The sequence below is a fragment of the Paraglaciecola chathamensis S18K6 genome (genome assembly GCA_000314955.1).
GTDB lineage: Bacteria > Pseudomonadota > Gammaproteobacteria > Enterobacterales > Alteromonadaceae > Paraglaciecola > Paraglaciecola chathamensis.
On sequence record BAEM01000056.1, the window covers coordinates 104,573 to 128,142 of the forward strand.

The 23,570-nt window shown below is 44.1% G+C and carries 18 protein-coding genes and 4 tRNA genes; 15 read left to right on the forward strand and 7 right to left on the reverse strand.

The window, feature by feature from the left end; genetic code table 11:
- Positions 1 to 138: 138 nt before the first annotated feature.
- From GCHA_RS20065 to GCHA_RS20120, 12 genes are all read left to right on the forward strand, one after another.
- Positions 139 to 1,224, forward strand: coding sequence for a mechanosensitive ion channel family protein (locus GCHA_RS20065; RefSeq protein WP_007991624.1), 1,086 nt, complete (start codon positions 139 to 141; stop codon positions 1,222 to 1,224).
- 209 nt (positions 1,225 to 1,433) lie between these two features.
- Positions 1,434 to 2,075: a 50S ribosomal protein L25/general stress protein Ctc gene (locus GCHA_RS20070; RefSeq protein ID WP_007991626.1), complete on the forward strand. Its 642-nt coding sequence runs from the start codon at positions 1,434 to 1,436 to the stop codon at positions 2,073 to 2,075.
- A 5-nt stretch (positions 2,076 to 2,080) separates the two neighbouring features.
- Entirely contained in the window at positions 2,081 to 2,665 is a 585-nt protein-coding gene (gene pth / locus GCHA_RS20075) for an aminoacyl-tRNA hydrolase (RefSeq protein ID WP_007991628.1), read from the forward strand.
- Between the two features lie 44 nt (positions 2,666 to 2,709).
- Positions 2,710 to 3,801 (forward strand): redox-regulated ATPase YchF, encoded by a 1,092-nt coding sequence (ychF, locus tag GCHA_RS20080; protein WP_007991630.1) that lies wholly within the window; start codon positions 2,710 to 2,712, stop codon positions 3,799 to 3,801.
- Positions 3,802 to 4,042: 241 nt separating this feature from the next.
- The gene (locus GCHA_RS20085) at positions 4,043 to 5,278 is read left to right on the forward strand and encodes an ABC transporter substrate-binding protein (RefSeq protein WP_007991633.1); all 1,236 of its coding nucleotides are present in this window, start codon (positions 4,043 to 4,045) and stop codon (positions 5,276 to 5,278) included.
- Between the two features lie 109 nt (positions 5,279 to 5,387).
- Positions 5,388 to 6,140, forward strand: a complete 753-nt coding sequence (locus GCHA_RS20090; RefSeq protein ID WP_007991635.1) for a glucose 1-dehydrogenase — start codon at positions 5,388 to 5,390, stop codon at positions 6,138 to 6,140.
- A 117-nt stretch (positions 6,141 to 6,257) separates the two neighbouring features.
- Complete coding sequence (locus tag GCHA_RS20095; RefSeq protein WP_007991637.1) at positions 6,258 to 6,710, forward strand: hypothetical protein; 453 nt, start codon at positions 6,258 to 6,260, stop codon at positions 6,708 to 6,710.
- A 654-nt stretch (positions 6,711 to 7,364) separates the two neighbouring features.
- Positions 7,365 to 7,441, forward strand: a tRNA-Met gene (locus tag GCHA_RS20100).
- A 45-nt stretch (positions 7,442 to 7,486) separates the two neighbouring features.
- A tRNA-Leu gene (locus GCHA_RS20105) sits at positions 7,487 to 7,571 on the forward strand.
- A gap of 4 nt (positions 7,572 to 7,575) precedes the next feature.
- A tRNA-Gln gene (locus tag GCHA_RS20110) sits at positions 7,576 to 7,650 on the forward strand.
- A gap of 36 nt (positions 7,651 to 7,686) precedes the next feature.
- Positions 7,687 to 7,761 (forward strand) — tRNA-Gln (locus GCHA_RS20115).
- 189 nt (positions 7,762 to 7,950) lie between these two features.
- On the forward strand, positions 7,951 to 9,366 hold the full coding sequence (locus tag GCHA_RS20120; protein WP_007991640.1) for an alanine/glycine:cation symporter family protein: 1,416 nt from the start codon (positions 7,951 to 7,953) through the stop codon (positions 9,364 to 9,366).
- Positions 9,367 to 9,494: 128 nt separating this feature from the next.
- On the opposite strand, the gene GCHA_RS20125 is transcribed toward GCHA_RS20120, so the two are convergent.
- The 4 genes from GCHA_RS20125 to GCHA_RS20140 form a co-directional block, all read right to left on the reverse strand.
- Positions 9,495 to 10,064, reverse strand: coding sequence for an NADPH-dependent FMN reductase (locus GCHA_RS20125; RefSeq protein ID WP_007991641.1), 570 nt, complete (start codon positions 10,062 to 10,064; stop codon positions 9,495 to 9,497).
- Between the two features lie 25 nt (positions 10,065 to 10,089).
- On the reverse strand, positions 10,090 to 10,269 hold the full coding sequence (locus GCHA_RS20130) for a hypothetical protein (RefSeq protein ID WP_007991642.1): 180 nt from the start codon (positions 10,267 to 10,269) through the stop codon (positions 10,090 to 10,092).
- A gap of 56 nt (positions 10,270 to 10,325) precedes the next feature.
- Complete coding sequence (locus tag GCHA_RS20135; protein ID WP_007991643.1) at positions 10,326 to 12,218, reverse strand: DUF885 domain-containing protein; 1,893 nt, start codon at positions 12,216 to 12,218, stop codon at positions 10,326 to 10,328.
- Positions 12,219 to 12,285: 67 nt separating this feature from the next.
- Positions 12,286 to 13,443 carry an FAD-dependent oxidoreductase gene (locus tag GCHA_RS20140; protein ID WP_007991644.1) on the reverse strand — a complete coding sequence of 386 codons (1,158 nt, stop codon included), beginning with the start codon at positions 13,441 to 13,443 and terminating at the stop codon, positions 12,286 to 12,288.
- 315 nt (positions 13,444 to 13,758) lie between these two features.
- Between GCHA_RS20140 and GCHA_RS20145 the strand changes: the two genes are divergently transcribed.
- Together GCHA_RS20145 and GCHA_RS20150 are read left to right on the forward strand one after the other, a co-directional pair.
- On the forward strand, positions 13,759 to 15,402 hold the full coding sequence (locus GCHA_RS20145) for a response regulator (RefSeq protein ID WP_007991645.1): 1,644 nt from the start codon (positions 13,759 to 13,761) through the stop codon (positions 15,400 to 15,402).
- Positions 15,399 to 15,683 (forward strand): hypothetical protein, encoded by a 285-nt coding sequence (locus tag GCHA_RS20150; RefSeq protein WP_007991646.1) that lies wholly within the window; start codon positions 15,399 to 15,401, stop codon positions 15,681 to 15,683. Before GCHA_RS20145 ends, GCHA_RS20150 begins: the two co-directional genes overlap by 4 nt.
- Before the next feature lie 39 nt (positions 15,684 to 15,722).
- Here the strand turns inward: GCHA_RS20150 and GCHA_RS20155 are convergent, their stop codons facing one another.
- Both GCHA_RS20155 and GCHA_RS20160 read right to left on the reverse strand, forming a co-directional pair.
- Entirely contained in the window at positions 15,723 to 16,640 is a 918-nt protein-coding gene (locus tag GCHA_RS20155; RefSeq protein ID WP_007991648.1) for a histone deacetylase family protein, read from the reverse strand.
- The gene (locus tag GCHA_RS20160; RefSeq protein ID WP_007991650.1) at positions 16,637 to 18,478 is read right to left on the reverse strand and encodes a GNAT family N-acetyltransferase; all 1,842 of its coding nucleotides are present in this window, start codon (positions 18,476 to 18,478) and stop codon (positions 16,637 to 16,639) included. Before GCHA_RS20160 ends, GCHA_RS20155 begins: the two co-directional genes overlap by 4 nt.
- A gap of 258 nt (positions 18,479 to 18,736) precedes the next feature.
- Between GCHA_RS20160 and GCHA_RS20165 the strand changes: the two genes are divergently transcribed.
- Positions 18,737 to 19,720, forward strand: coding sequence for a hypothetical protein (locus GCHA_RS20165; protein WP_007991651.1), 984 nt, complete (start codon positions 18,737 to 18,739; stop codon positions 19,718 to 19,720).
- A gap of 630 nt (positions 19,721 to 20,350) precedes the next feature.
- Here the strand turns inward: GCHA_RS20165 and ydiJ are convergent.
- On the reverse strand, positions 20,351 to 23,392 hold the full coding sequence (gene ydiJ, locus GCHA_RS20170) for a D-2-hydroxyglutarate dehydrogenase YdiJ (RefSeq protein ID WP_007991654.1): 3,042 nt from the start codon (positions 23,390 to 23,392) through the stop codon (positions 20,351 to 20,353).
- Positions 23,393 to 23,570: the final 178 nt, after the last annotated feature.

A 23,570-nucleotide genomic window follows, 5' to 3' on the forward strand; every position in this document is an offset into this window, starting at 1 on the left:
GCTCTCATTCTTAAATTTGATTCATTAAGCCGCTTTTAAAGCGGCTTTTTTGTGTTTTTTATTCCGCGCTCCATAAGTCTCTGCATTTGGTACATAACTTGCCCCATTAAGTTACCGTTAAACGACTGTGGAAAGTTTATGGAAGATGTATGGCAGTTCATCCCCTACCCCTGGCTGATTGTTGGCGGATTGGTCAGCATCAGTGTTACTGGCATGTACCTAGTCAAACGCTTCGTATTGGTGCAATTGCAAAGCATAAAACGCAGCGAAGGGCGGCACGTCACTAGTATCTTGCTCAATTCACTGAGTAAACCCCTGAGTATATTTATTCTCGTGTTAAATATTTACCTACTGCAATACTTATTACTCAAGCACGAGTTGATAGCTGATCAATATAACAAACAGGTAGATATCACAGCGCAGATAGGGATTATTATTGCATTGTTGGTATTTGCAGAGCGATTCTGCAACCAGCTAGTCGTCAGTTACGCAGACTCCTCAGACGTTTTGCGCAATAGTCAAAGTATCATTCGCGGTACCAGTAAACTGCTCATTATCAGCATTGGTAGCTTAGTCATTTTAGGCACGCTAGGAATATCAATTACCCCGATTGTGGCATCACTAGGCATTACCTCACTTGCAGTGGCGCTCGCCTTACAGCCCACTCTAGAGAACTTCTTTTCTGGCGTGCAACTGGTGATTGATAAACCCATACGTGTCGGTGATTTTGTTGAACTCGACTCAGGTGAGCAAGGGTTCGTTGAGAAAATAGGATGGCGTTCAACCTGGATAAAGATGCTTCCTAACAATATCGTCGTCATGCCAAACAGCATATTGTCACAATCTAAGGTGATCAATTATTACTACCCTGAAAAAGAATTATCAGTACCTGTCGATGTAGGTGTGCATTATGATTCCGACCTTGAACACGTGGAACGCGTGACGTTAGAGGTGGCTAAGGAGATCTTGCACAGTCATAAATGGGGCATCAGTGATTACGACACCTTTGTGGTATTTCATACCTTTGACAGTTCAAGTATCAACTTTACTGTGATGCTTAGGGCCGAGGAATACTTCAATCGATTTTTCATCAAATCTGCCTTTATCAAAGCATTACATGCACGCTATCGCCAAGAGGGTATTGTTATTCCGTATCCTATTCGCGCGATAAACACAGAACAAGAAAAAGCAGAGCCCAGTAATCGTAACACGGCCCCGCCCTAGGCTTCTTTAACTGACGTAGGGAATAAAACGCAGTGCTGGAACAATCGAAAGAGATCTTTCTTGTTAACCGCCCACGCCAATGGTAATATTCGCCGCCCTTTTTATGGGGCTGCAAGTTTTCTTGTCATATTGGCATGTTAATTTAGCGAACATAGTAGATTTTGGTCGCAGAAATCTACACTTAATTACTTACTTATTGGAGTTATCTCATGTCTGAAGGAATTTTCACTCTAGACGCAGAAGTCCGTACTGATTTAGGGAAAGGTGCGAGCCGCCGCCTACGTCACGAAGACAAAGTACCTGCTGTATTATACGGCCTAGGTAAAGAAGCCGTTTCTTTAACTTTGTCTCACAACAAAGTTTTCCAAGCGCAAGAATTCGAAGCTTTTTACTCTCACGTTCTTACCTTGAACGTAGACGGTAAAAAAGTTGAAGCCGTTGTTAAAGACATGCAACGTCACCCGTTCAAGCCTCGTGTAACTCACTTGGATTTTTTACGTGTTGATGCGAAGCAAGCTCTTCAAACAAACGTACCTTTACACTTCGTAAACGAAGACAAAGCTGAGTCTATTAAAACACTTGGCGGTCACGCTGAGCACCACATGGTTGACGTAGAAATTAGCTGTTTGCCAAATGACTTGCCAGAGTTTATCGAAGTTGACGTTGCTAACGTTGAGCTAGGTCAGACTCTTCACTTGTCAGACATCGCTCTTCCTGAAGGCGTAACGTCAGTTGAACTTGCTAAAGGCGAAGATCACGATCTAGCTGTAGTAACCGTTAAAACAGCCAAAGGCCCAAGCGTAGAATCTGCAGAAGATGATGCCGAAGGTGAAGAAGCTGCTGCGGAATAAGTTGTTTGTCTAACATTCAACTGATTGTAGGCCTGGGTAATCCAGGCCTCGAATACAAATACACCCGCCATAATGCCGGTACTTGGTTAGTCGAAAACCTCGCCCGGATGCACAATTGTACTCTGAGTTTACAAAGCAAGTTTTTTGGTTATACCGGTCGGGTGACTATCGGTGGCCAAGATATTCGTTTACTCGTCCCTACCACTTATATGAATAAAAGTGGCCAAGCGGTTGCGGCACTGGCCGGATTCTATCGCATTCCCCCTGAATCCATTTTAGTGGCCTATGATGAACTCGATTTGCCACCGGGCATCGCTAAATTTAAATTTGGCGGCAGTTCAAGCCAAAATGGTATTCGCGATATAGTATCAAGCTTGGGAAATAACAAAGATTTTTATCGATTACGTGTAGGCATTGGCCACCCTGGCCACAAAGGCAAAGTGTCAGGTTATGTACTAGGCAAGGCCCCTGCAAAAGAACAAGAACAAATGGATGCCGCAATTGATGAAGGCGTTCGTTGTGTAGAAATACTAATTAAAGACGATTTGAAGAAAGCCATGAACCGGCTGCATTCATTCAAAGCAGAATAAGCATATCAGTTAATACTGAGACTAAAGATAAAGAGGATCTAAAAATGGGTTTTAAATGCGGCATAGTAGGATTACCGAACGTAGGTAAGTCTACACTTTTCAATGCTTTGACCAAAGCCGGTATCGAAGCCGCTAACTTTCCGTTTTGTACGATTGAGCCAAATACAGGCGTGGTACCTGTTCCCGATCCTCGTTTAGACAAGCTCGCTGCTATCGTTGACCCTAAGCGCATCATACCTACCACGATGGAATTTGTGGATATCGCCGGATTAGTTGAAGGCGCGTCAAAAGGTGAAGGCCTAGGCAACAAGTTTTTAGCAAACATTCGTGAAACAGATGCAATCGGCCACGTTGTTCGTTGTTTTGATAACGACAATATTGTTCACGTTGCGGGTAAAATTAACCCTCAAGATGATATCGACATCATCAATACAGAATTAGCATTAGCGGATCTTGAAACCACTGAAAAAGCGCTTCTACGCCTAGCGAAACGTGCTAAAGGCGGCGATGCTGATGCCAAATTCGAGCTAAAAGTACTTGAAAAAATTAAGCCGCATTTAGATGAAGGCGAGTTACTGCGCTCAGTTGAGTTGGAAAAAGAAGAATTAAAAGCCATCAGCTACATGAACTTCTTAACGCTTAAACCGACCATGTACATTGCCAATGTGAATGAAGACGGCTTTGAGAACAACCCATACTTAGATAAAGTACGTGCGATTGCAGAAGGTGAAAACGCCGTGGTTGTTGCAGTATGCGCCGAAATGGAAGCGGAAATTGGTGAGCTTGAAGATGACGAGCGCGCTGAGTTCATGGCTGAAATGGGACTTGAAGAGCCGGGCTTAAATCGTGTTATTCGTAGCGGTTATAGCTTGTTGAGCTTAAACACTTATTTTACGGCTGGTGTTCAAGAAGTGCGAGCGTGGACCTTCCCAATCGGTTCAACTGCACCGCAAACAGCCGGTATTATTCATACCGATTTTGAAAAGGGCTTTATTCGCGCTGAAGTCATTGGTTACGACAACTATGTAGAGTTCAATGGTGAACAAGGTGCGAAAGACGCAGGTAAATGGCGATTAGAAGGTAAAGAGTACATCGTTAAAGATGGTGATGTTATTCACTTCCGTTTTAACGTTTAGCGATTAGCGATTCTATCGTTACGCTAACGCATTCTTCCCCTGTAAAAACAGAGCAATTTTGCTCTGTTTTTCGTTTTATACCCATTCCCCCTAATATAAATCGGTATTCCTAGACTAAAGCCGTAAAGACAAATCTTGCCCCTAGATTAAGCTATTAACACGAATCACCAACTCGCGCTTTCTTCAGGGTAAGCCGAGCGTCGAATAATTAGCCTTTGTGCTCAAGAGGGGTTCACTTCACTTGCGTTTTTTCTCTTTAGTTCTGTTACTAATCGCTATTCTGTTGCCACAAAAAGCATTGGCGAGAGAGACGTTAAATATTGGCTTGTTGATTGCCAACAAAAGCCAGCGCGCGGCGTACAACCAACTTGCGGTACAGTTCGAAAAAGCATACCCCCACCTTGCTGTTAACTACATAGTGCTAGACGACAAACGTTATAAACATTCTATCGACGTATGGTTAAAAAAGAAAAAAGGCCTAGATGTGCTTTACTGGCAAGCAGGAAATCGCCTCAAGCAGTTTGCCTCTATGAATTTACTTGAGCCTTTGGACTCACTTTGGCTTGAGCAAAATTGGCGAGATAACTTCCCTTCAAACCTTCAAAACACTCTGCAACACGATGGGCACATCTATGCTCTGCCCTACGCCTTTTACCAGTGGGGTATTTACTATAAGAAGTCGCTGTTCGCAAAATTCAACCTTAACGCGCCCAAAACATGGAGCGCTTTCCTTAACGTCTGCGATGTCCTCAAGCAAAATGACATCGCCCCAATCGTAATTGGTGGTAAAGGAAGTTGGTCAGTAGCCGCATGGTTTGACTACTTTAATCTGCGTATAAATGGCCTCGACTTTCATCAACAGCTTATGAGCGGAAATACCTCTTACACTGATAAACGCGTAATCCAAGTATTTAAGACGTGGAAAGTCCTGATTGATTTAGAATATATTGTATCTGCGGCCGACAATAAAAACTGGCAAGACGCCTTACCTTATATTTACCACGATATCGCTGGCATGACGTTATTAGGCACGTTTGCAGAACACCATATTGCTAAGTTGCGTAGTGATGACATTGGCTTTTTTCGCTTCCCGCAAATAGTCCCAAGTATGCCGTTTTATGAAGAAACGCCGATTGAGGTATTTGTTATTCCCCAAAATGCCCAACACAAAGAAGGTGCTCGGCTTTTTCTAGCATTTGTTGGCCAACATGAAGTACAGGCGCAGCTTAATTTAGCACTTGGTTATGACTCAGCGCATTCATACGCCACTAAACATCACTTATATCCTTCAGTGACGCCTGCCGAAATAAGCTCAAGCAACAGTGGGATCGCACAATATTTTGATCGCGACACCAACAAAGCCATGTCACTAAGAGGGGTGAAAATTATGTCAGAATTTCTAAGCGATCCCAACGTCGCCCTCGCCACCAGTGAACTCGAAAAAGTGCGCTTGAGTACACGCGCTCAAACGCCTTAAATTGCGTTGCATTAATGTGGGTACCAAAGTGCTTTTGCGCACTTAAAAAGCGAATGCATCAACAGCATAATTCCTCTACCCTTGTTTTTTAGGTCAACGAGAAGTCTTTATGCCTAACAACAAAGTTGTATTGATAACAGGTGGCAGCCGCGGAATAGGTGCACAAACGGCTAAATTGTTCGCAGAACATGGATATGCAGTGTGCATAAATTATCGTCAAGATGTAAATGCCGCTCGCGACGTCGAACAATACATACACGATTTAGGCGGCAACTGCATATTAGTGCAGGGTGACATAGCAAAAGAAGAAGACGTTGTGCGCCTTTTTAGGGAAACCAAACAAAAGCTAGGGCCCATATCAGTTATGGTTAATAACGCGGCAATACTTCATCAACAAGGAAAAATTACCGAGTTAACCGCTGCGCGAATTGAGAACACATTCAGCGTAAATGTCACAGGCAGCTTCTTGTGCTGTATCGAAGCGGTGAAACACATGGCATACAGCTATCAAGGCGACGGGGGCGTTATCATCGATGTTTCATCTATGGCGGCGCTGAGTGGCTCAGCAAATGAGTATATTGATTATGCGGCTTCTAAAGGCGCTATTGATACATTAACGAAAGGGCTTGCCAAAGAAATGGCACATGAAGGAATTCGAGTTAATGGTGTCCGGCCCGGCTTGATTTACACTCAGATGCACAAAGATGGCGGCGAAGCTAACAGGGTCGACCGATTAAAAAGCAAAATCCCTTTGGGCCGAGGTGGTCAGCCACAAGAAGTCGCTCAAGCTATTTATTGGCTCGCGTCTGATGCAGCGTCGTTCACCACAGGCAGTTTCATTGATGTTTCTGGTGGTCTCTAGCTTTAATTTTTTACCGTGATAAATATATAACCATTCTTATGACTAAATCCGCCTCCCTCGGTGGTAAAATCGACTTCAATCAGTCAACACTACTTTTAACCTGATAATAGAACACACATGAAACCCATATTTGATATACAACCTTTGATCGGTACCTCACAAATTCCTCTAAATGCACCACGAGAGCAATTACTGAGTACGTTAAACCAACCGTTTAAATCGATAAATAAGTACCCTGAGCGTGCACAGCCAAGTGATGCATTCTATCGCAATGATGTACATGTCTCTTATCAAGGGCAACCTGCTAGCGTGGAGTCAATCGAATTTGCCTACAGCGATTTATACGATATCACCCTATTAGGCGAGTCTATCCTCAATCTCCCAGTAAAAAGTGCTCTGTCAAAGCTTGAACTGCTCACCGGCCACACGCCTCAAACAGACGATAATGGCTACACCTATCAAATTCCTTCGCTAGGTATCTGGCTATGGCGTGAATCAAACGATAATTTCGATGAAAACGGCTTTTACTTTTTCACTATAGGTGTAAAAGCAATAGCAGAACCTCTTTAGATACCTAACGACCCGCCAGAATAGTGCGCTTTGGGCTCTCGCTGAGAGCCTTCGCCTGACGAAAGCACCACCACTGGGCATTTATTGTTTGGGTTAAATGATAACGAGGGCGAGCAATCTGTTTTATCGTTTCGAGTTTATTGTTTCGAGCTTATTATTTCGAGCTTATTGTTTCGATTTTTAGATCTTAATTTTTCAGTTTTGTTTTTTGGCTTTTGCTTTTTTACTTTAATTTTTTGCCTAAACGTTACGATTACTCCCCTGCCTAACTGCGAAAACTAAGCAGCAATTGAAGTTTTCCCAAAAAAACGTAATTTTTTAGCGTAAAACGTTTGTTTTTAACGAAATATAACCTGCCGATACCGAACATTAGCTAGCAACTACCGATTAATGAACACGAATGCAGGGTTAATTTCATAAAAATACTCAAAAATAGACAATATGGGCAAAACTAATTTCACACTAGGCGGACTGCAAAACCAATCAGCAGGACGAAAAACACGCAGCGATAGTTAATTTTTAGCCACAATTAGTATAAATTCACAACAGCTGTTTATTATGCGAGCAAACAGTCATCTTATCTTAAAAAAACGGTTGACGACTAAAAGCCTAATCAGCATAATACGCGCCACTTCCAAGAGGGAGTGAAGGAATGGCTACATAGCTCAGTTGGTTAGAGCACATCACTCATAATGATGGGGTCGCAGGTTCGAATCCCGCTGTAGCCACCATTTCCTGTTTAACTAAATTTATTTAGCAAGCAGGGAAAAAAATGTGCGGGAGTGGTGGAATTGGTAGACACGCTGGATTTAGGTTCCAGTGCTTCACGGCGTGAGAGTTCGAGTCTCTCCTTCCGCACCATGTTTGGGATATCGCCAAGTGGTAAGGCAACGGGTTTTGATCCCGTCATTCGTTGGTTCGAATCCAGCTATCCCAGCCATTTTTTCAATAAATAGATTGTTGATATCTGTTTTATTGGGATATCGCCAAGTGGTAAGGCAACGGGTTTTGATCCCGTCATTCGTTGGTTCGAATCCAGCTATCCCAGCCATATTTAGTGAGTTATCTCACATGTATATGCGAGAAAGCCAGACTTATGTCTGGCTTTTTTCGTTTTCAGGCTAAATCTTCTGTAATTTACTTTTTCCGGTCTTTTCCCTTCTTTGTACCTAGACACACCTAGCATTAAACGGCACACTTTATTCTAATAATCATATAATTATAATTTACGGATCGCCTTTTGATTTCTGAACTCGTCAGTTTTATAAATAATATATTATGGGGTGAAGGCCAGGTACTGATTTACCTGCTTATCATTGCCGGTGTTTGGTTCACACTCAAACTGAACTTTATTCAAATACGTCACTTCCGTCATATGTTTAGCGTCATGAAAGGCAGTGGTAAGAGTGACAAATCAGGGATCAGCTCTTTTCAAGCTCTGTGTACCAGTTTATCAGCTCGTGTCGGCACGGGTAATTTAGCCGGTGTGGCCGTGGCCATTTCACTGGGCGGAGCCGGTGCAGTCTTTTGGATGTGGGTCATTGCATTACTTGGTATGGCAACGGGATTTGCAGAAAGCGTTTTGGGCCAATTATATAAAGTACGCGATGACAACGGTGAATATCGAGGCGGGCCCGCTTACTATATTCAACAAGGGTTAAATAAGCGTTGGTTGGCAATTACCTTCGCATTGTTTTTATTCCTTGGCTATGGCTTTATTTTCAGTGCAGTTCAAGCCAATACCATCACAGACGCCCTCAACTTCGCCTACGATATCCCTACTCTACACTCAGGTTTAGTGATCATAGGGCTAGCAGCGCTTATCGTGGTTGGCGGCTTGCGTGCTATCGCTCGGTTTGCCGAATGGGTAGTCCCTTTTATGGCAGTCGGCTACATCGCTGTGACCTTGTTCGTTACCATCATGAATATTGATCTATTACTTGCCATGTTGATGGACATCATTCAATCCGCCTTTGGCTTACAAGAGGCCGGAGCTGGCGCGCTCGGTGCGGCATTCAAAAACGGTGTGCAACGCGGGCTTTATTCGAACGAAGCCGGTTCTGGTAGTGTACCGCACGCAGCAGCCAGTGCTACGCCAAATCCTAATCACCCTGTATCCCAAGGTTATGTACAAATGCTTGGGGTATTTATCGATACTATGATCTTATGTACCTGCACAGCGTTTGTTATCTTGTTGGCAGGTGGGTCATCAAGCGACCAAATGGAGGGCATTCGTTTAACGCAAAATGCCATGAGTAGCCATTTAGGTGGTGGTGGGACAGAGTTTGTCGCAGCCGCAATTAGTTTATTTGCATTTACCTCTGTAGTAGCAAACTATGCATACGGTGAAAGTAACCTGCACATGTTTAAGCTCGATAACAAACTTGGCAGAGCCTGTTATACCACAGGCTACTTAGCCATGATTTTGTGGGGTTCAATGGCCGCGTTACCAGAAGTATGGGCCGCTGCGGATATGGCGTTAGGGCTGATGACGGTGATTAACATTACCGCAATCATTATGCTGACACCAACCATAGTCTCCATTAGCAAAGATTACTTTGATAAACATAAGCAGGGTAAAAACATGGAGTACCACACCGGCGATTGTGAAATTCAGGGAGAAAGTGAAAAAGGCATATGGGATAAAGGCGATTAAGCTTACCTCAACGACTCTTTTGTCCTTGTATTGATATCCATTAGGACCCCTCACACAAAGAAGCCGCTAAATTTAGCGGCTTCATGCTATTCGGTTCTAATACCAATTCCAATAAATAATTAGCCGGCCTAATTCGATGTTTCTGAAATAAGCCGCGCGACAATTGAGTTCAAAGCACGTTGCTGCTTTTCGTTGGTTAGATTTCCTTGCTCATCAAATGCGGTCATTCCACCACCAATAGCGAGTTGCTCTGGGATCACCATCACCTGAATATTGCCAAGTAACATGCGAAGTGGCACCAAGCCACGCAAGCCACCGAGCGCGCCAGGTGATGTAGACGCCAAGCCCGCAACTTTATCAGCAAAGGCTGACAATGGACGTTCTTTCTCTGTATGTGGGCGTGAAATCCAATCAATCGTGTTTTTTAACAGAGCTGAAAACGAACTGTTGTATTCTGGCGATGCAATGAAAATCCCTGAGTGCTCAACAAACAGCGCTTTAAGTTTAATCGCATTTTCTGGTAAGCCACCAGCCACTTCATCATCTGCATCGTAAATCGGTAAAGGGTAATCTTTAAGATCTATAAAAGTCGCATCAGCCCCTTGCTCCATTGCTAGCTCATAAGCGACTTTCGCCAATTTCTTATTTAATGAATCTTTTCTCGCACTTCCTGCTAAAAATAGTATTTTTGAAGACATAGTTTTTCTGCTTAGTAAGAGATAATTAATTTGATGTAAAGTGCATAATGAGCTGCACGATAACCATTACCACTAAAAGAGGTAGTATCCACCGGCTCATTTTCGACATTTGCTCATTAGACAACCTAAAGCTTGAGCGTTCAAGTAAGGGCACCACAATTAACAGGGCGACTAATAAAACGCCCAATATGATTAATACGGTCAACTCACTCTCCTTATCCTGTGGTCAAAAGTTATCGGCATGCTGGTTGCGGTTCACCACTACTGGGCACCGTTACTGGCTATCCAGCGTTTAACATCGCTTCTGACTACTGACATGGGGCGAGCACCCGGTAAAAGCAAGAGATCATGAAAGCGTTTTAAATCGAATTCACTGCCTAATGCCTGTTCAGCCAAATGACGAAGCTCTACAAACTGCAACATGCCAAGTTTATAACCAAGCGCTTGACCGGGCAGCGCCATATAACGCTCAACTTCAGCAATGACGTCAGTCATACCCGTGCCAGTGGTTTCATGGAAATACTCAATAGCCTGCTCTCGAGTCCATTTTTTACGGTGCAAGCCCGTATCGACTACCAAGCGTACTGCACGATAGAGTTCTGCTTGTAATCGCCCTAGATCACCAAAGGGATCCCCCTGATACATGCCCATTTCTTTAGCAACTAACTCAGAATATAGCGCCCAACCTTCTACGTACGCATTAAACGGAGCATTTTGTCTCAGCAAACCTATATCTTGCTGCGCCATATTAAGCGCAATTTGAAAATGATGCCCAGGTACGGCTTCATGATAGGTTAGCGTTTTTAACGAAAAGCTCGGCACAGCAGACATATCCCGCAGGTTGATCCAGAAAATACCTGGACGCTCTCCGTCCAATGACGGTTGAGAATAATAACCACCCGCTTCGCCTGCTTCCGTGACTTTCGGGATACGTTTTACCTCTACTTTCTGGGTTGGCAAAGTACCGTAATACATATCGGTCTTGGTCATAATCTCAGCAATTTGGCTGTTAAGATCGCTCAGCAGTTGCGCGCGCCCTTCGTCACTGTCTTGGTACAAAAACTCCTGCTGTTGCGCAAGCATTACCATGCGTTTCCCAACACTGCCTTCGTCATAGCCCTGTGCGCGCAAAATAGAATCCATCTCAGCGCTGATACGCTCTACTTCATCTAAACCGACTTGGTGAATGTCATCAGGCGTCAGACTCGAATCCCCTAGATAGCGCACCTCGTGAAGATACATCGCATCGCCATTAGGCTGCGCCCACACTCCGTCGCCCGCTGGTGCGTGGGCCTGCGTAGCCTGTAACGTGTCTTTGACCGTTTGATAAGCAGGATATACTACATTTTTCACCGCCTCTTTTGCTTTCGCTATCAAGTCGTTTTGTACACTTTGACTGATATCAGTTTGTGCCAGTTTATGCATAAAAGAGGTGACTAATGCATGTTCAGTAACTGGACTAGCGAGAAAATTTTCGAAGTACGCTATTGTTTTTGGATATAACTTTTTCGGTAACTGGACCCCGTTCAATTTGTCCGCCTTGTACTTCTCTATGACACCGGCGACTAAGAAATCGAAGTGCGCTAAACGAGCGATATACTCTTCTGCTTGCGCCACACTCGACACAGGTTGCTGCACTTGCATCACTTTCGGTACATCGATGAGTGGTCCAGATAGCTGATTAATAATATAAGGTAGATGCCCTGCCCATGTATCAATGTAACCGCCATGGAACTCAGAGAAACCAGCGTAATAACGTAAGATATCCGCTACGATTTGTTGATGCCGCTTCTCATCTTGTGAAAAACCTTGGCTATTGACCTTTGCCACAGCCAAAGCAGCGCTATTCATATCATCTTGTAAAGCACGCATGCCCATTGGCGAAAAGTCAGGAAAACGCGTGTTGTAGCCCTCGGCCGCTAAAGACTCCGGTACCCCTATCGCGGTGGATAGCAATGGCTCATGATGTAAAAACTGTTTTGTGTATTGCTCAACCAACGTCTGTAACTGGGCTTTGCTAGCGTGGCTGCTTGCTGCATTTTTTGCTTGGTTTGCGCTTGATGTCTGTGTATTTAACGCACCTCGCTCGTCAGATGAAGAGCAAGCACCAACAAGCGCGCTCAGCGTCAATGGGATCAAAAGTCGTTTTATCATTATTATTCTCCTAACCGGTTTGCCACATGTATATATTTAATTTATGTATTTGAAATGTTACGTACGCTCAATGCAGACCCATGGCATATTTCATAACCTGATGCTTAATTGGACCACCATTATTAGCTAAGGTCAGCCCTAGACTACGCAACGTTTTTATCAATGGATTACGCTGTTTAAAAGTCCCATAAATCGCGTCCATAGCACTCATCATCAATAGGTTGTCACGTCGTCGCTTGGCTTCATATTTTTGCATTATGTCTAACGTGGGCACCTTATCATCAATGCATTCAAGCAAAGCTGCCACGTCTTTAAAACCAAGATTAACACCTTGCCCAGCCAACGGATTAATAGCATGTGCAGCATCGCCTACCAACACGACATTATTCTTAACATATTGATTTGCGTGCATTCTCATTAAAGGAAAATGGGCGGTATTCATGACATCGAAATCCACTAACTCATCTGGAAAGGCGTGTTTAATCTCTTGTTTAAGCGCAGATTTAGACAATGCTTTTAAACGCTTAATGTTGTCGCTAGTGTTGTACCACACCAAAGACGCAAACTGCTCATACATGGGTAAAAACGCAACGGGTCCAGTTGGTATGAATTGTTGCCAGGTAATGTCTTGCGGTGCAGCATGGGTGACAATTTGAATAGCAAAAGCTTGCTGACGATACTGCCATCCCTGCGTCCCGATATTCGCAGCGCTACGCACTCTAGAGTGCAGCCCGTCAGCGCCAATTAACCATTTGCAGGTCAGTTCAGTGTCATCTGAAAAGTGCACTTGTGCACCAGATTGCTTGGTACTGCCCGGTGCAATGTTAGTGATTTCACTCTGTGTAAACCACGTCACGTTCTGCAGTTGCGTTAACGCTTTATGAATACCGAGTTGTAAAATGCGATTTTCGATAATGTAACCTAAGCGCTCTGCTTGAATATCTGCACTATCGAAATCTGTGCGCGCTGCTGGTGCTTCCCAGACCGATAAACGCCGATAGCTGCAAGTGCGCATTTTTGCTATATGCGACCATGCGCCTAAAGACGCCAACAATAACTGTGAGGTGACGCTTATCGCCGATACCCGCATATCAGGCTCATCGTCGTGCTCAAACGGCTTGGGCATATTTGTTTCTACCAAAGCAACAGAAAATCCTTTCTGGGCTAGACCTAAGGCGGTTGTTGCACCCACCATTCCTCCGCCCACTATACAAAAATCAAACACCTATGCTTCTCTTATCATTGGTTTTTCCAATGCGTTTATAATAAACAACAAACTAAAAATAGTACTCGAATTATACTGCCAGATTAACATAAATCCTGCTTTTCACTGCTATATCGCAACGGCGAAAAGATACACTTGTGAGATAAAACCTATACTAAAGGATAAGATCACATAACCAACTTTACGTAAAAACCTGTAGCGTATACACCTCAATAGGGGTTAATTATTTACCCTTAACTGTTAAGTTGTGATAAAACACTTAACCAATATCACTGCTAAGCACCTTATGTAACGGACACTAAAGGTAGATAGATCATGAATTACTCTGATAAACGCGTATTGATTGTGGATGACCAGCGCCCTTTTCTCACGTTGCTCCGTGGCGTCGTCAACAACATGGGAGCGCAATCTGTCGTAGCAGTACAAAATGCCGACTCGGCTTTGGCTGCCTGCAAGAAAGAAAAATTCGATTTTATCATTTGTGATCTGCACTTAGGCTCTGGCAAGAAAAATGGCTATCAGTTTTTAGAAGAAGCAAGACAAAAAAATTTAGTCAAACCGGAAACCGTATTCGCTGTCGTCAGCGCCGACTCTGAACGGCCTGTCGTGTTTGGCAGTGTTGAACAACATCCCGATGACTACCTGATAAAGCCGTTTTCCCAAGCTCAACTAAACCTTAGGTTATCAAAGGCCTATCAGAAACGCTTAGCACTACGCTCAGTGTACGAAGCAATGCAAAAAAACGATACCCCTGAAGCTATAGCAGCTTGCCGGCGGTTAATTATGTCAGGTACGCGCTATGCAAAAACCTGCTGTCGTTTACTCGCTGAGCTTTACTGGAAAGCCGGTGAGTTCACTCAAGCCAAACACATGTTGACCCCGCTTTTAGCACAAAAACCTCAGCCTTGGGTGACGATTGCGCTGGCAAAAACTGAAATGCTGATGACAAACTATGACGCCGCTATCGAGCTGGCGATTGATATGTGCCATCGCAACCCACTGCTATACGAAGCACAAGACATCTTGGCCCAGTGCTACTTGCTACAACGCGATTACCCTAATGCGTTAATTGCAATTGAGCGTGCAATTGAGATTGCCCCTTACTCAGTAGAGCGGCAATTAATCGCCTGTAAAATTGCCCGTGAAAGCCACAATTATGAAATGGTTAAATTGCGTAGCTTGGATGTATGGGAACTGTCGAAAAAGTCTATTCACCGGGATATAGCGCATCTATGTAGTTATTTTCGCAGCATTTTAGATGCAGCAGAACATTGTGAAGACAAAAATATGCGCAGCCGTTACCAACATGAAATGATGACCGCAATTGCACGCTATCGTAATGATGAAGCCTTAGCCAGAATTGACGAGGATTTCGACTATGGTATTTACGAAAATATTTTAACAGCGCGTATCAACTACCTTGACGGGCGCTTGTTAGAAGCCAAACGCACTCTTAACGAATGCCAGCAACAAATAGCAATACGCTTCACGGAATATCCTACAGCCTTTGCCCCTGACTCAATCAAAGTGATGCTTGATTTAGGTGAGTACGATGATGCTGAACGCCTGAGTAAAACCCTTACGAAAAGTGGTAAGCAGCTCGATGAAAGCACGCTTTTCTCGTTAAAAAGCAGCGTTGATAAAGCAGCACAGCGCAGACACAGTTACCAAAACTTTAATAAGCAAGGAATCGAACATTACAACAGTGGTCGCTACCAAGAGGCTTACAATGCGTTTCTTGAAGCGCAAAAAGTCGCACCGGTCAATACAGGTGTCGCGCTGAATATTTTGCAGTGTAACCTTAAATTAATCGCCCAAATGAAGAAACCAGAAACGCGTGCCATCAACGCGTTAAAACAGATGTATCGACATTTAAAAAATATGGTTATGCTTGAGTCACACCAACAAAAATTTGAATCACTTAAAAGTGATCTCGGAAAATACGTCGAGGTAGCATGAAAACACAGCTATTGCTTGCCAGCACAACCCTAATCCTATGCCTTTCAGGGTGTGCCAATAAACAAAAACCTTGTGAAGATATACTTGAAGTTAAGCGCCAAGAGCAGCAATGCAACGAATGGCGAAAAATCATGAAAAATAAGCAACATCCGCAACAAGCCTTGACGGCTAAGAAGCGTTTTGAAGAAGCCTGTGTAGATTTACGCTACTATCGAGACGGCTACGACACCATCTGTAAAGGGACCGACAAACCCATAGGCGAAAGAAAAGACCAACCATAACATTCGCCGCAGCGCTGGCCGTTTATTGATAGCGCTGAGCTATTCCATTATCCCTTTGATGTGGGCGATTACGCTGCGCCCTAATGCATTTAACGCATACCCCCCTTCCAGCGTTGAAACGATCTTATTGTCACAATGTTTCACCGCCAGCTTTTTGAGCTCTGCACTTAGCCAATGAAAATCAGTTTCAACTAAATTGAAGTGCCCCATGTCATCTTCATAGTGGCTATCAAAACCAGCAGAAATAAGGATAAGCTGCGGAGCAAAGGCATCGATTTTAGGTAACCATTTATCGCCGATAGCCTGCATAAATTCATCGCCGTAGGTGCCAGCGGGCATAGGTAAATTTAAAATATGTTCATTGCCTGGCCCCATGTTGTACGGAAAGAACGGAGACTCAAACGATGAACAAAACAACACCCGTTCATCGTCGAAAAAAATGTTTTCTGTACCGTTACCATGATGTACGTCAAAATCGATGATCGCTATACGTTCTAAACCATATTGCGCCATTGCATAGTGGGCTGCTACGGCTATGTTATTAAAAAAGCAAAAACCCATGGCCTTCGCATATTCTGCGTGGTGCCCAGGCGGGCGCACCGCACAAAAAGCTTGCTGGGCTTTACCTTGCATAACGAGGTCAACCGCCATGACATTTGCCCCTGCGGCATATAATGCGGCCTCTAAGCTGCGTGGGCCCAACTGGGTATCTGGGGCTAATTCCACAATACCTTGTTCGGGTACGCTAGCAAAAACGCTATCCACATAGGCTTTGTCATGAGCAAGGTATAGCTGCTCCTTTGTAGCTTGAGTAGCCTGTTGCTTGTCAATAATAGCATCTAGACGTGAAGCGATGAGTTGATCGTTGATAGCGTGCAATCGGCTCGGGCTTTCGGGGTGATCATCTACTACCTCGTGAAAGCCACAGCTGGGATGGCTTATCATGACTAAACTCACAGTTGGTCTTCCAGTCGCAATACTAAACTCACTTCACCGGGCTCCTCTACTGGTTGTCGCTCGAATTGAGCACTTTCAAAAACACGTAACATATTGCGGTTATCCGCCCTGACGATGGCGAACATTTTTGATAAACCACGCTTTTTAGCAATCATGATCATTTCTGCCAGCAAGTGTTTCGCCATGCCCTTGCCATGAAATGACTCACGTGTAACAAATGCCGCCTCACAACTATTACTACTGGCGTTCAAATAGTAGCGCCCTACCGCTTGGATTTCTGCTACCGAGCCATGCTGGCGAACAATACACAAGGCTAAATCATGGTTTTGATCAACACTCACCAAGTTACATGACTTTTCCCGCGTCATCTGTGTGGGGTAATGGTTGTATCGGTAAAATAAGGTTTCTTTGGTATGTGAATAAAAGAACTCTTGCAATCGACGCTCATCCGCAGGATTTAAAGGCCGCAGATCGAAGCTTTGATTATCTACCTGAATAGTTTTAAACCCCAGCGGGCCAAGCTCAGGTACATCCCGAGGGTAGTTCTTCTGATAATGCGGCACCCAATAATGTTCGCGTACTTTAGCCAATAACTGCTCACGAAATTTAGGGTGCGCTACGCGAATAAGCTCTAATGCACGCTCACGAATACTGCGGCCCTTTAAGGAAGCAACGCCAAACTCGGTCACTACATAGTGTACGTGCCCTCGGCTCGTTACCACGCCACTGCCCTCGGTGATAATAGGCACAATACGCGAAATACTGCCCCCTTTGGCCGTAGAAGGCATGGCAATAATAGGCTTTCCACCTGGCGACATAGCGGCACCGCGAATAAAATCCACTTGCCCACCTATGCCGCTATAAAACTGATAACCGATAGAATCTGCCACTACCTGCCCGGTTAAATCCACCTCCAGCGCACTGTTAATTGCCACCATCTTGTGATTTCTAGCGATATTGGCCGGAGAGTTGAGGTAATCACTCGGGTAGAATTCAACGTGCGGATTGTTATCCACAAAGTCATACAAGGTCTGGCTGCCTAAACAAAAACTAGCCACGGTTTTACCTGGATGAAACGTCTTTTTACGGTTGTTGATCACCCCTTTAGTGATTAAATCGATAATACCATCTGTAATTAGTTCGCTGTGCACGCCTAAGTCTTTATGATTCTGCAAATAATACAGTACTGCATTGGGGATTTTCCCCACGCCAAGTTGCAGGGTAGCGCCATCATCGACCAACATAGCCACATATTGGCCAATCCGTTCTGTTATTTTGTCTGGCACATAATGGGGTAATTCCGGCAAAGGTTGTTCAACCTGTATGCACGCGGCAATGTCGTCAATACGAATAAATGTATGCCCGCTAGTTCGCGGCATTAGCGGATTAACTTGCGCGATCACGTACTTAGCTTTTTTCACTGCGGCTAAATTCACGTCAACCGCCACACCTAACGAACAATAACCGTATTTATCAGGCAAGCTCACCATGACGAGCGCCGCATCTAATGGCAAAATATCCTGCTCAAATAACGAAGGTACTTCCGATAAAAAGCACGGCGTGTAATCCACTCGCCCTTGTGCCACAGCTTGACGAATTTTATCCCCACCGATAAATAAGGCATTCACTCTAAACAGATCTTTAAATTGCGGCTCGACCCAGCGGCTTTCTGATAAGGTATTAAACTGCACCAGTTCAATGTCTTTTAACTCACCGCTGTTGGCAATTAAATCATCAATTAGGGCGTTAGGCACAGCCGCATTCGAACCGATAAAGATTCGATTTCCGGATTTGAGTAAGGTTTGCCAGTCCGGGCGATTGGGTAAGGCGGTTTCCATAGTCACTCCTTAGGTCTGCTCACATTGACTATGCCATAGAGACACCGAAAGATGCATTAAGACCTTGGTCTGTCCTAAAATTTTTTTCAATCCTTTCAGATCGACCCGGTTATCAGCTGCTATATCTGTTATATGGACACCCAAGTTAATTTCAAATCAGAATTTATCCTGCTTTATGTAGACACCCATTATAAAAATGGTTAATTTTCATCCCTCAACTACACTTGTTGCGTGTTCCATTTTATTGAGTCGACTGTTATGCCTCAGTCACGAAAAAGCCAAATCAGTTTAATCGATACGCCTTATTATCACTGTGTGTCGCGTTGTGTTCGCCAGTCTTTCTTATGCGGTACTAACACGCTGACAGGGCAAAGCTACGAGCATCGTCGTGGTTGGGTAGAAGCGCGTTTGTTGTTTTTATCGACCGTGTTCGCTATTGATATTTGTGCTTATGCAGTCATGAGCAATCATACCCATGTGGTGCTTTGTGTGGATAAACCTCTGGCTGATAAATGGGATACCGAATCGGTACTAAAGCGTTATCACACGCTTCATAAAGGTACGTTACTCACTCAAAAATTTATAAACGGGGATACCTTAACCCAAGGGGAGTTAATCACCCTTGATGATACCGTTGAAATTTACAGAAAACGCTTGTACGACATCAGCTGGTTCATGCGTGACTTAAATGAATATATTGCCCGTCAAGCCAATAAAGAAGATGACTGCACCGGTAGGTTTTGGGAAGGGCGATTTAAATCTCAAGCCCTATTAGATGAAAGTGCCGTGCTGGCGTGTATGGCCTATGTGGATTTAAACCCGATTAGAGCGAAGATAGCCAAAACACCTGAAACAGCAAAACACACCAGTATCAAAAAGCGCATTCACGCCGCTAAACATCACCATGCTCAACCAAGCACGCTAATGCCCTTTGTGGGAAGCTCAAGGGAAAATATGCCCGAAGGAATCGCTTACTCTCTCAAAGACTACTGTGAGCTTATCGATACCACAGGTCGCTGTATTCGTGATGACAAGCCTGGTTATATCGATAACACTCAAAGCCCTATTCTAGAAAGGCTAGGACTAGACTCAGCACAGTGGTTAGCCTTAACCACTGACTTTGAAAAACACTTCTGCTACGCAGCAGGTGCAGAGCAAATGATGAATGCCTTTAAGCGCCACACTCATCATCAACGAATACGCGGGATGAGTAATGCAAGGCAGTTGTTACAAAAAATTTAATACTACCTCTGTCACTTCCGACAAATAATAGTTTCATAAGCCCATCCATCGAATAGGACCGGTAAAACTTTTCGACAAAGCAGTTCTCAAGTTCTCAACAACGTTTATTAAATTTGTAGGTTGAAAGCCTACCTTTCATATCGAATAACAAGTTTCATATTTGTTGACGGCTACAGACCACAACATTGACTTCGCGAGAGCAATAACCAAGCTAGGCTAAAAACCGTTTTAGTGATATTTAAAATAGGTGTCTTATTAAAATGGTTTTTGGATTATTTAATATGGATGTCCATATAAAATTCTTGTTACGGATGCCATAGTAAATTTCTTTGTAGAACTGACAGCAACTATTCATTATAAACTTGGGTGTCCATGTAAAGTTATTTAAAATGGGTGTCCATGTAAAGTTTTTCGGATTATTTAACATGGATGTCCATATGAAATTGTTTATAAAAGTAGATATCTTTAAAAAAGGACTAGGCTGAAACAAAAAGGCCTGAGTCCGATCGGTTGTCGAATTCAGGCCTTTGTATTTGCTTGGAGTCTAATTTTTAGAGTCTAGCTTTATTTTTAGAGGCTCGCGTTATGGGCTCACTTCGTTCACTGTCTTTTATTTTGCAAACGCATCATTTATGACAAATGTGCTAGCATCGCTTGCAATGGGTGCTTGGGTTTTTCACCTTCAATTCGGGCGACTTGGCTTCGACAAGAATAGCCTGTGGCAAGAATTTTCGAGGTATCAAACTTAGCGATTGCTTTCTCCCAGCTAAGCGCGTAAATCCCTTTAGATTGCTCTAAGTGGCTTGCTTCGTGACCAAACGTGCCTGCCATACCACAACACCCCACAGAAATAGGCGTAAGTGACATGCCCACACGCTGAAACAGTTGCTGCCAATGTTTCTCACTCTCCGGCAACGCTGTCTTCTCAGTGCAGTGGCCGAAAAATGCGTATTGACTATCCGTTGAGCTGCCGCGCTCTGGAAGGGTAATGGTTGCTAGCCACTCATGCACCAACTTCACCTCAAAGCTTCCTCTGGTCTCCCCTAGCACTTTATTGTACTCATCCCGATAACACAGCACCAATGACGGGTCGACACCAATCATAGGTATGCCTAATGGAGCAAGTTTGTTCAAAAAGTCAGCGCTGTCTTTTGCTGTGCTTGCAAATTCTTTCAAAAAACCTTTTACGTGCTGGGGTTTTCCATTGGGCATAAAGGGCAGCAAAATGGGCTCATAGCCTAAACACTCAATTAATTTCACCAGATCATGGAGCAAATCCGCTTCATAAAAGCTTGTGAATGGGTCTTGCACTATCAGTACTTTTCGCGCTCGCTCGTTGGCACTTAACGCTTGCAATGAGCCTAAATCAAATTGGCCAGCCTGATGTCCAGCAAGTTGCTTCTTTAATGAAGGGGAAGACAATAACGGCGTATCAACATAACCGACCGTTTTTTTAATAAGCTTGTTCATCCACTGTTGTTTCAAAAAAGCATTAATCAGCCTAGGGGTTTTGGCCATTAAAGGTGCCATTGCTTCGATATTTCCTACCAAATAATCCTTGGCAGGACGCATATACCGTTGGTAATAAATTGACAAAAAGCGGGCACGGAATGTCGGTACATCTACGCTGACAGGGCACTGACTAGAGCATGCCTTGCACGCTAAACATCCGTCCATTACCTCTAACACTTCATGTGAAAAATCGTTAGATTGCGCCTTACCCATAGTGTTGTTAAGGCGTTTGAGGAAGTTCTGAGTTTTACCCTGTACTTCAAGAAGATTCACATCCACCTGCTTATTCGCAAGTAAACGAAGCCATTCGCGCATGGCGCCGGCTCGCCCTTTAGGACTGTGGCGCCTGTCTGAGGTAATCTTACTTGATGGGCACATAGTCGACGTGGTGTCGTAATTAAAACATAAGCCGTTACCATTACAATTCATCGCTGGTGCGAAAGCATCGCGCATGGCGATGGGGATTTGGCGATCAAACTCACCACGCTTAACATCTCCAACGGTAACTAAAGATGCATGACTGTCGATGGGGGTGCAGATTTTTCCCGGGTTCATTTTATTAAGGGGGTCAAACGCGGCTTTAATTTTACGCAATTCGGTGTATAGCTCTTCACCAAAAAATGCAGGAGCATATTCACTGCGATAGCCTTTACCATGTTCGCCCCACAACAGACCACCGTATTTGGCAACCAGCGCTGACACTTCGTTTGAAATGTCGGGGATCATGGCCTCTTGCTCAGGGTCGCACATATCAAGCGCCGGGCGCACATGTAGTACACCGGCATCCACATGGCCGAACATACCGTAGTGTAAGTTACGGGCATCAAGCAATGCGCGAAACTCCATAATAAAATCGGCTAAATTTTCCGGCGGTACGCCAGTATCTTCAACGAATGCTAATGGCTTTTTACGGCCTTTGGTTTTACCTAGTAAACCCACAGACTTTTTGCGCATCGCATATATTTTGCCAATGTCGGCATTGTCATAAGTGATTTGATAACCAATGACACCACCTTCATTGCTATCAAGCGCAGAGTCTAAGTTTGCGCACAACAGGGTGATTTTTTCGCGTAATTCATCTTCAGAGTCACCGTTGTACTCAACCATATTTAGGCCGAGTACTTCTTTGTTTTCAACTTCTTTGATGAGCTCTTTAACTTGATGCCAAATGATATCTTGCTTAGCTAAGTTCAATACGTTGCTGTCAACGGTTTCTACCGATGTTGCCTTAGCTGCCACCATATGCGGCGCGTGTCGCAGCGCAGATTCAAACGAATCATATTTGATGTTCACCAAGGCTTTGTGTTTAGAGATTGGGGTAACGTTAAGTTTTGCTTCTGCCACAAACGCTAACGATCCTTCTGAGCCAGCAATGACGCGGCTGATGTCCACCGTGGATAAATCATCGCTCAAGGCATGCTCTAAATCATAGCCGGTTAGAAAGCGGTTCATGCGTGGGAACTTAGCCAGAATTTGTTGGCGTTTATCCACACAGGTAGTCAAGATCTGCTTCACTAACCTACCGGTTGTACTTTTCTGCTCAGCGACTTTTTTGGCTTCATCCATACTCATTGGCGAGCTTTCAAGCAAAGTACCATCAGCCAGAACCGACGTTAAACCAAGTACGTGATCACTGGTTTTACCGTACACCAACGAGCCCTGCCCTGAGGCGTCAGTATTCACCATTCCGCCTATCGTTGCGCGATTACTGGTGGATAAATCCGGTGCGAAAAACAAACCGTAGGGGCGCAGCGCATCATTTAACTGATCTTTCACTACACCCGCTTGTACTTTAACCCAACGCTCTTGCGGATTAATTTCAAGGATATTGTTCATGTGCCGTGATACATCAACAATAATACCCGAGGTTAAGGATTGCCCATTCGTGCCCGTACCGCCGCCCCGCGCGCTAAAAGCGACATCTTCGAATTGGCTGGCGAGTTCACCGATAACTTGTAAATCAGCAACTGATTTAGGTAGCACCACGCCTTGAGGTAGCGCTTGATAAATAGAGTTATCAGTAGCAACAGACAAACGACTAGCGTAACTGAATTCTATATCCCCACTAAATTCACTGCGCCTCAAAGCCGAAAAAAAAGCTTGATAGTTTGATTGCGGGCTGGATTCTACATCTAAAGCAGGTAATTCATGCTGGGGCATAATGTGGTTTTTTCTCACGGTTTAACAAGTGCGCGCTATTGTACAACCTAAGGGCTACTAACTTCTAATAGGTGAAGGGATTTATTTATGTTTTATCTCGATTAATTATTCCATTTTCAGCGCTCTTTATATTTCCCTTACATTTCCTCTTATATTCCCCCATGTATTTCCTGCTTAT

Coding starts and splice junctions, on each gene's coding strand:
- GCHA_RS20090 (WP_007991635.1), top strand. CDS start 5,388: ATGCCTAACAACAAAGTTGTATTGATAACAGGTGGCAGCCGCGGAATA.
- GCHA_RS20145 (WP_007991645.1), top strand. CDS start 13,759: ATGAATTACTCTGATAAACGCGTATTGATTGTGGATGACCAGCGCCCT.
- GCHA_RS20165 (WP_007991651.1), top strand. CDS start 18,737: ATGCCTCAGTCACGAAAAAGCCAAATCAGTTTAATCGATACGCCTTAT.
- GCHA_RS20150 (WP_007991646.1), top strand. CDS start 15,399: ATGAAAACACAGCTATTGCTTGCCAGCACAACCCTAATCCTATGCCTT.
- GCHA_RS20135 (WP_007991643.1), bottom strand. CDS start 12,218: ATGATAAAACGACTTTTGATCCCATTGACGCTGAGCGCGCTTGTTGGT.
- GCHA_RS20065 (WP_007991624.1), top strand. CDS start 139: ATGGAAGATGTATGGCAGTTCATCCCCTACCCCTGGCTGATTGTTGGC.
- GCHA_RS20125 (WP_007991641.1), bottom strand. CDS start 10,064: ATGTCTTCAAAAATACTATTTTTAGCAGGAAGTGCGAGAAAAGATTCA.
- GCHA_RS20070 (WP_007991626.1), top strand. CDS start 1,434: ATGTCTGAAGGAATTTTCACTCTAGACGCAGAAGTCCGTACTGATTTA.
- ychF (WP_007991630.1), top strand. CDS start 2,710: ATGGGTTTTAAATGCGGCATAGTAGGATTACCGAACGTAGGTAAGTCT.
- GCHA_RS20160 (WP_007991650.1), bottom strand. CDS start 18,478: ATGGAAACCGCCTTACCCAATCGCCCGGACTGGCAAACCTTACTCAAA.
- ydiJ (WP_007991654.1), bottom strand. CDS start 23,392: ATGCCCCAGCATGAATTACCTGCTTTAGATGTAGAATCCAGCCCGCAA.
- GCHA_RS20095 (WP_007991637.1), top strand. CDS start 6,258: ATGAAACCCATATTTGATATACAACCTTTGATCGGTACCTCACAAATT.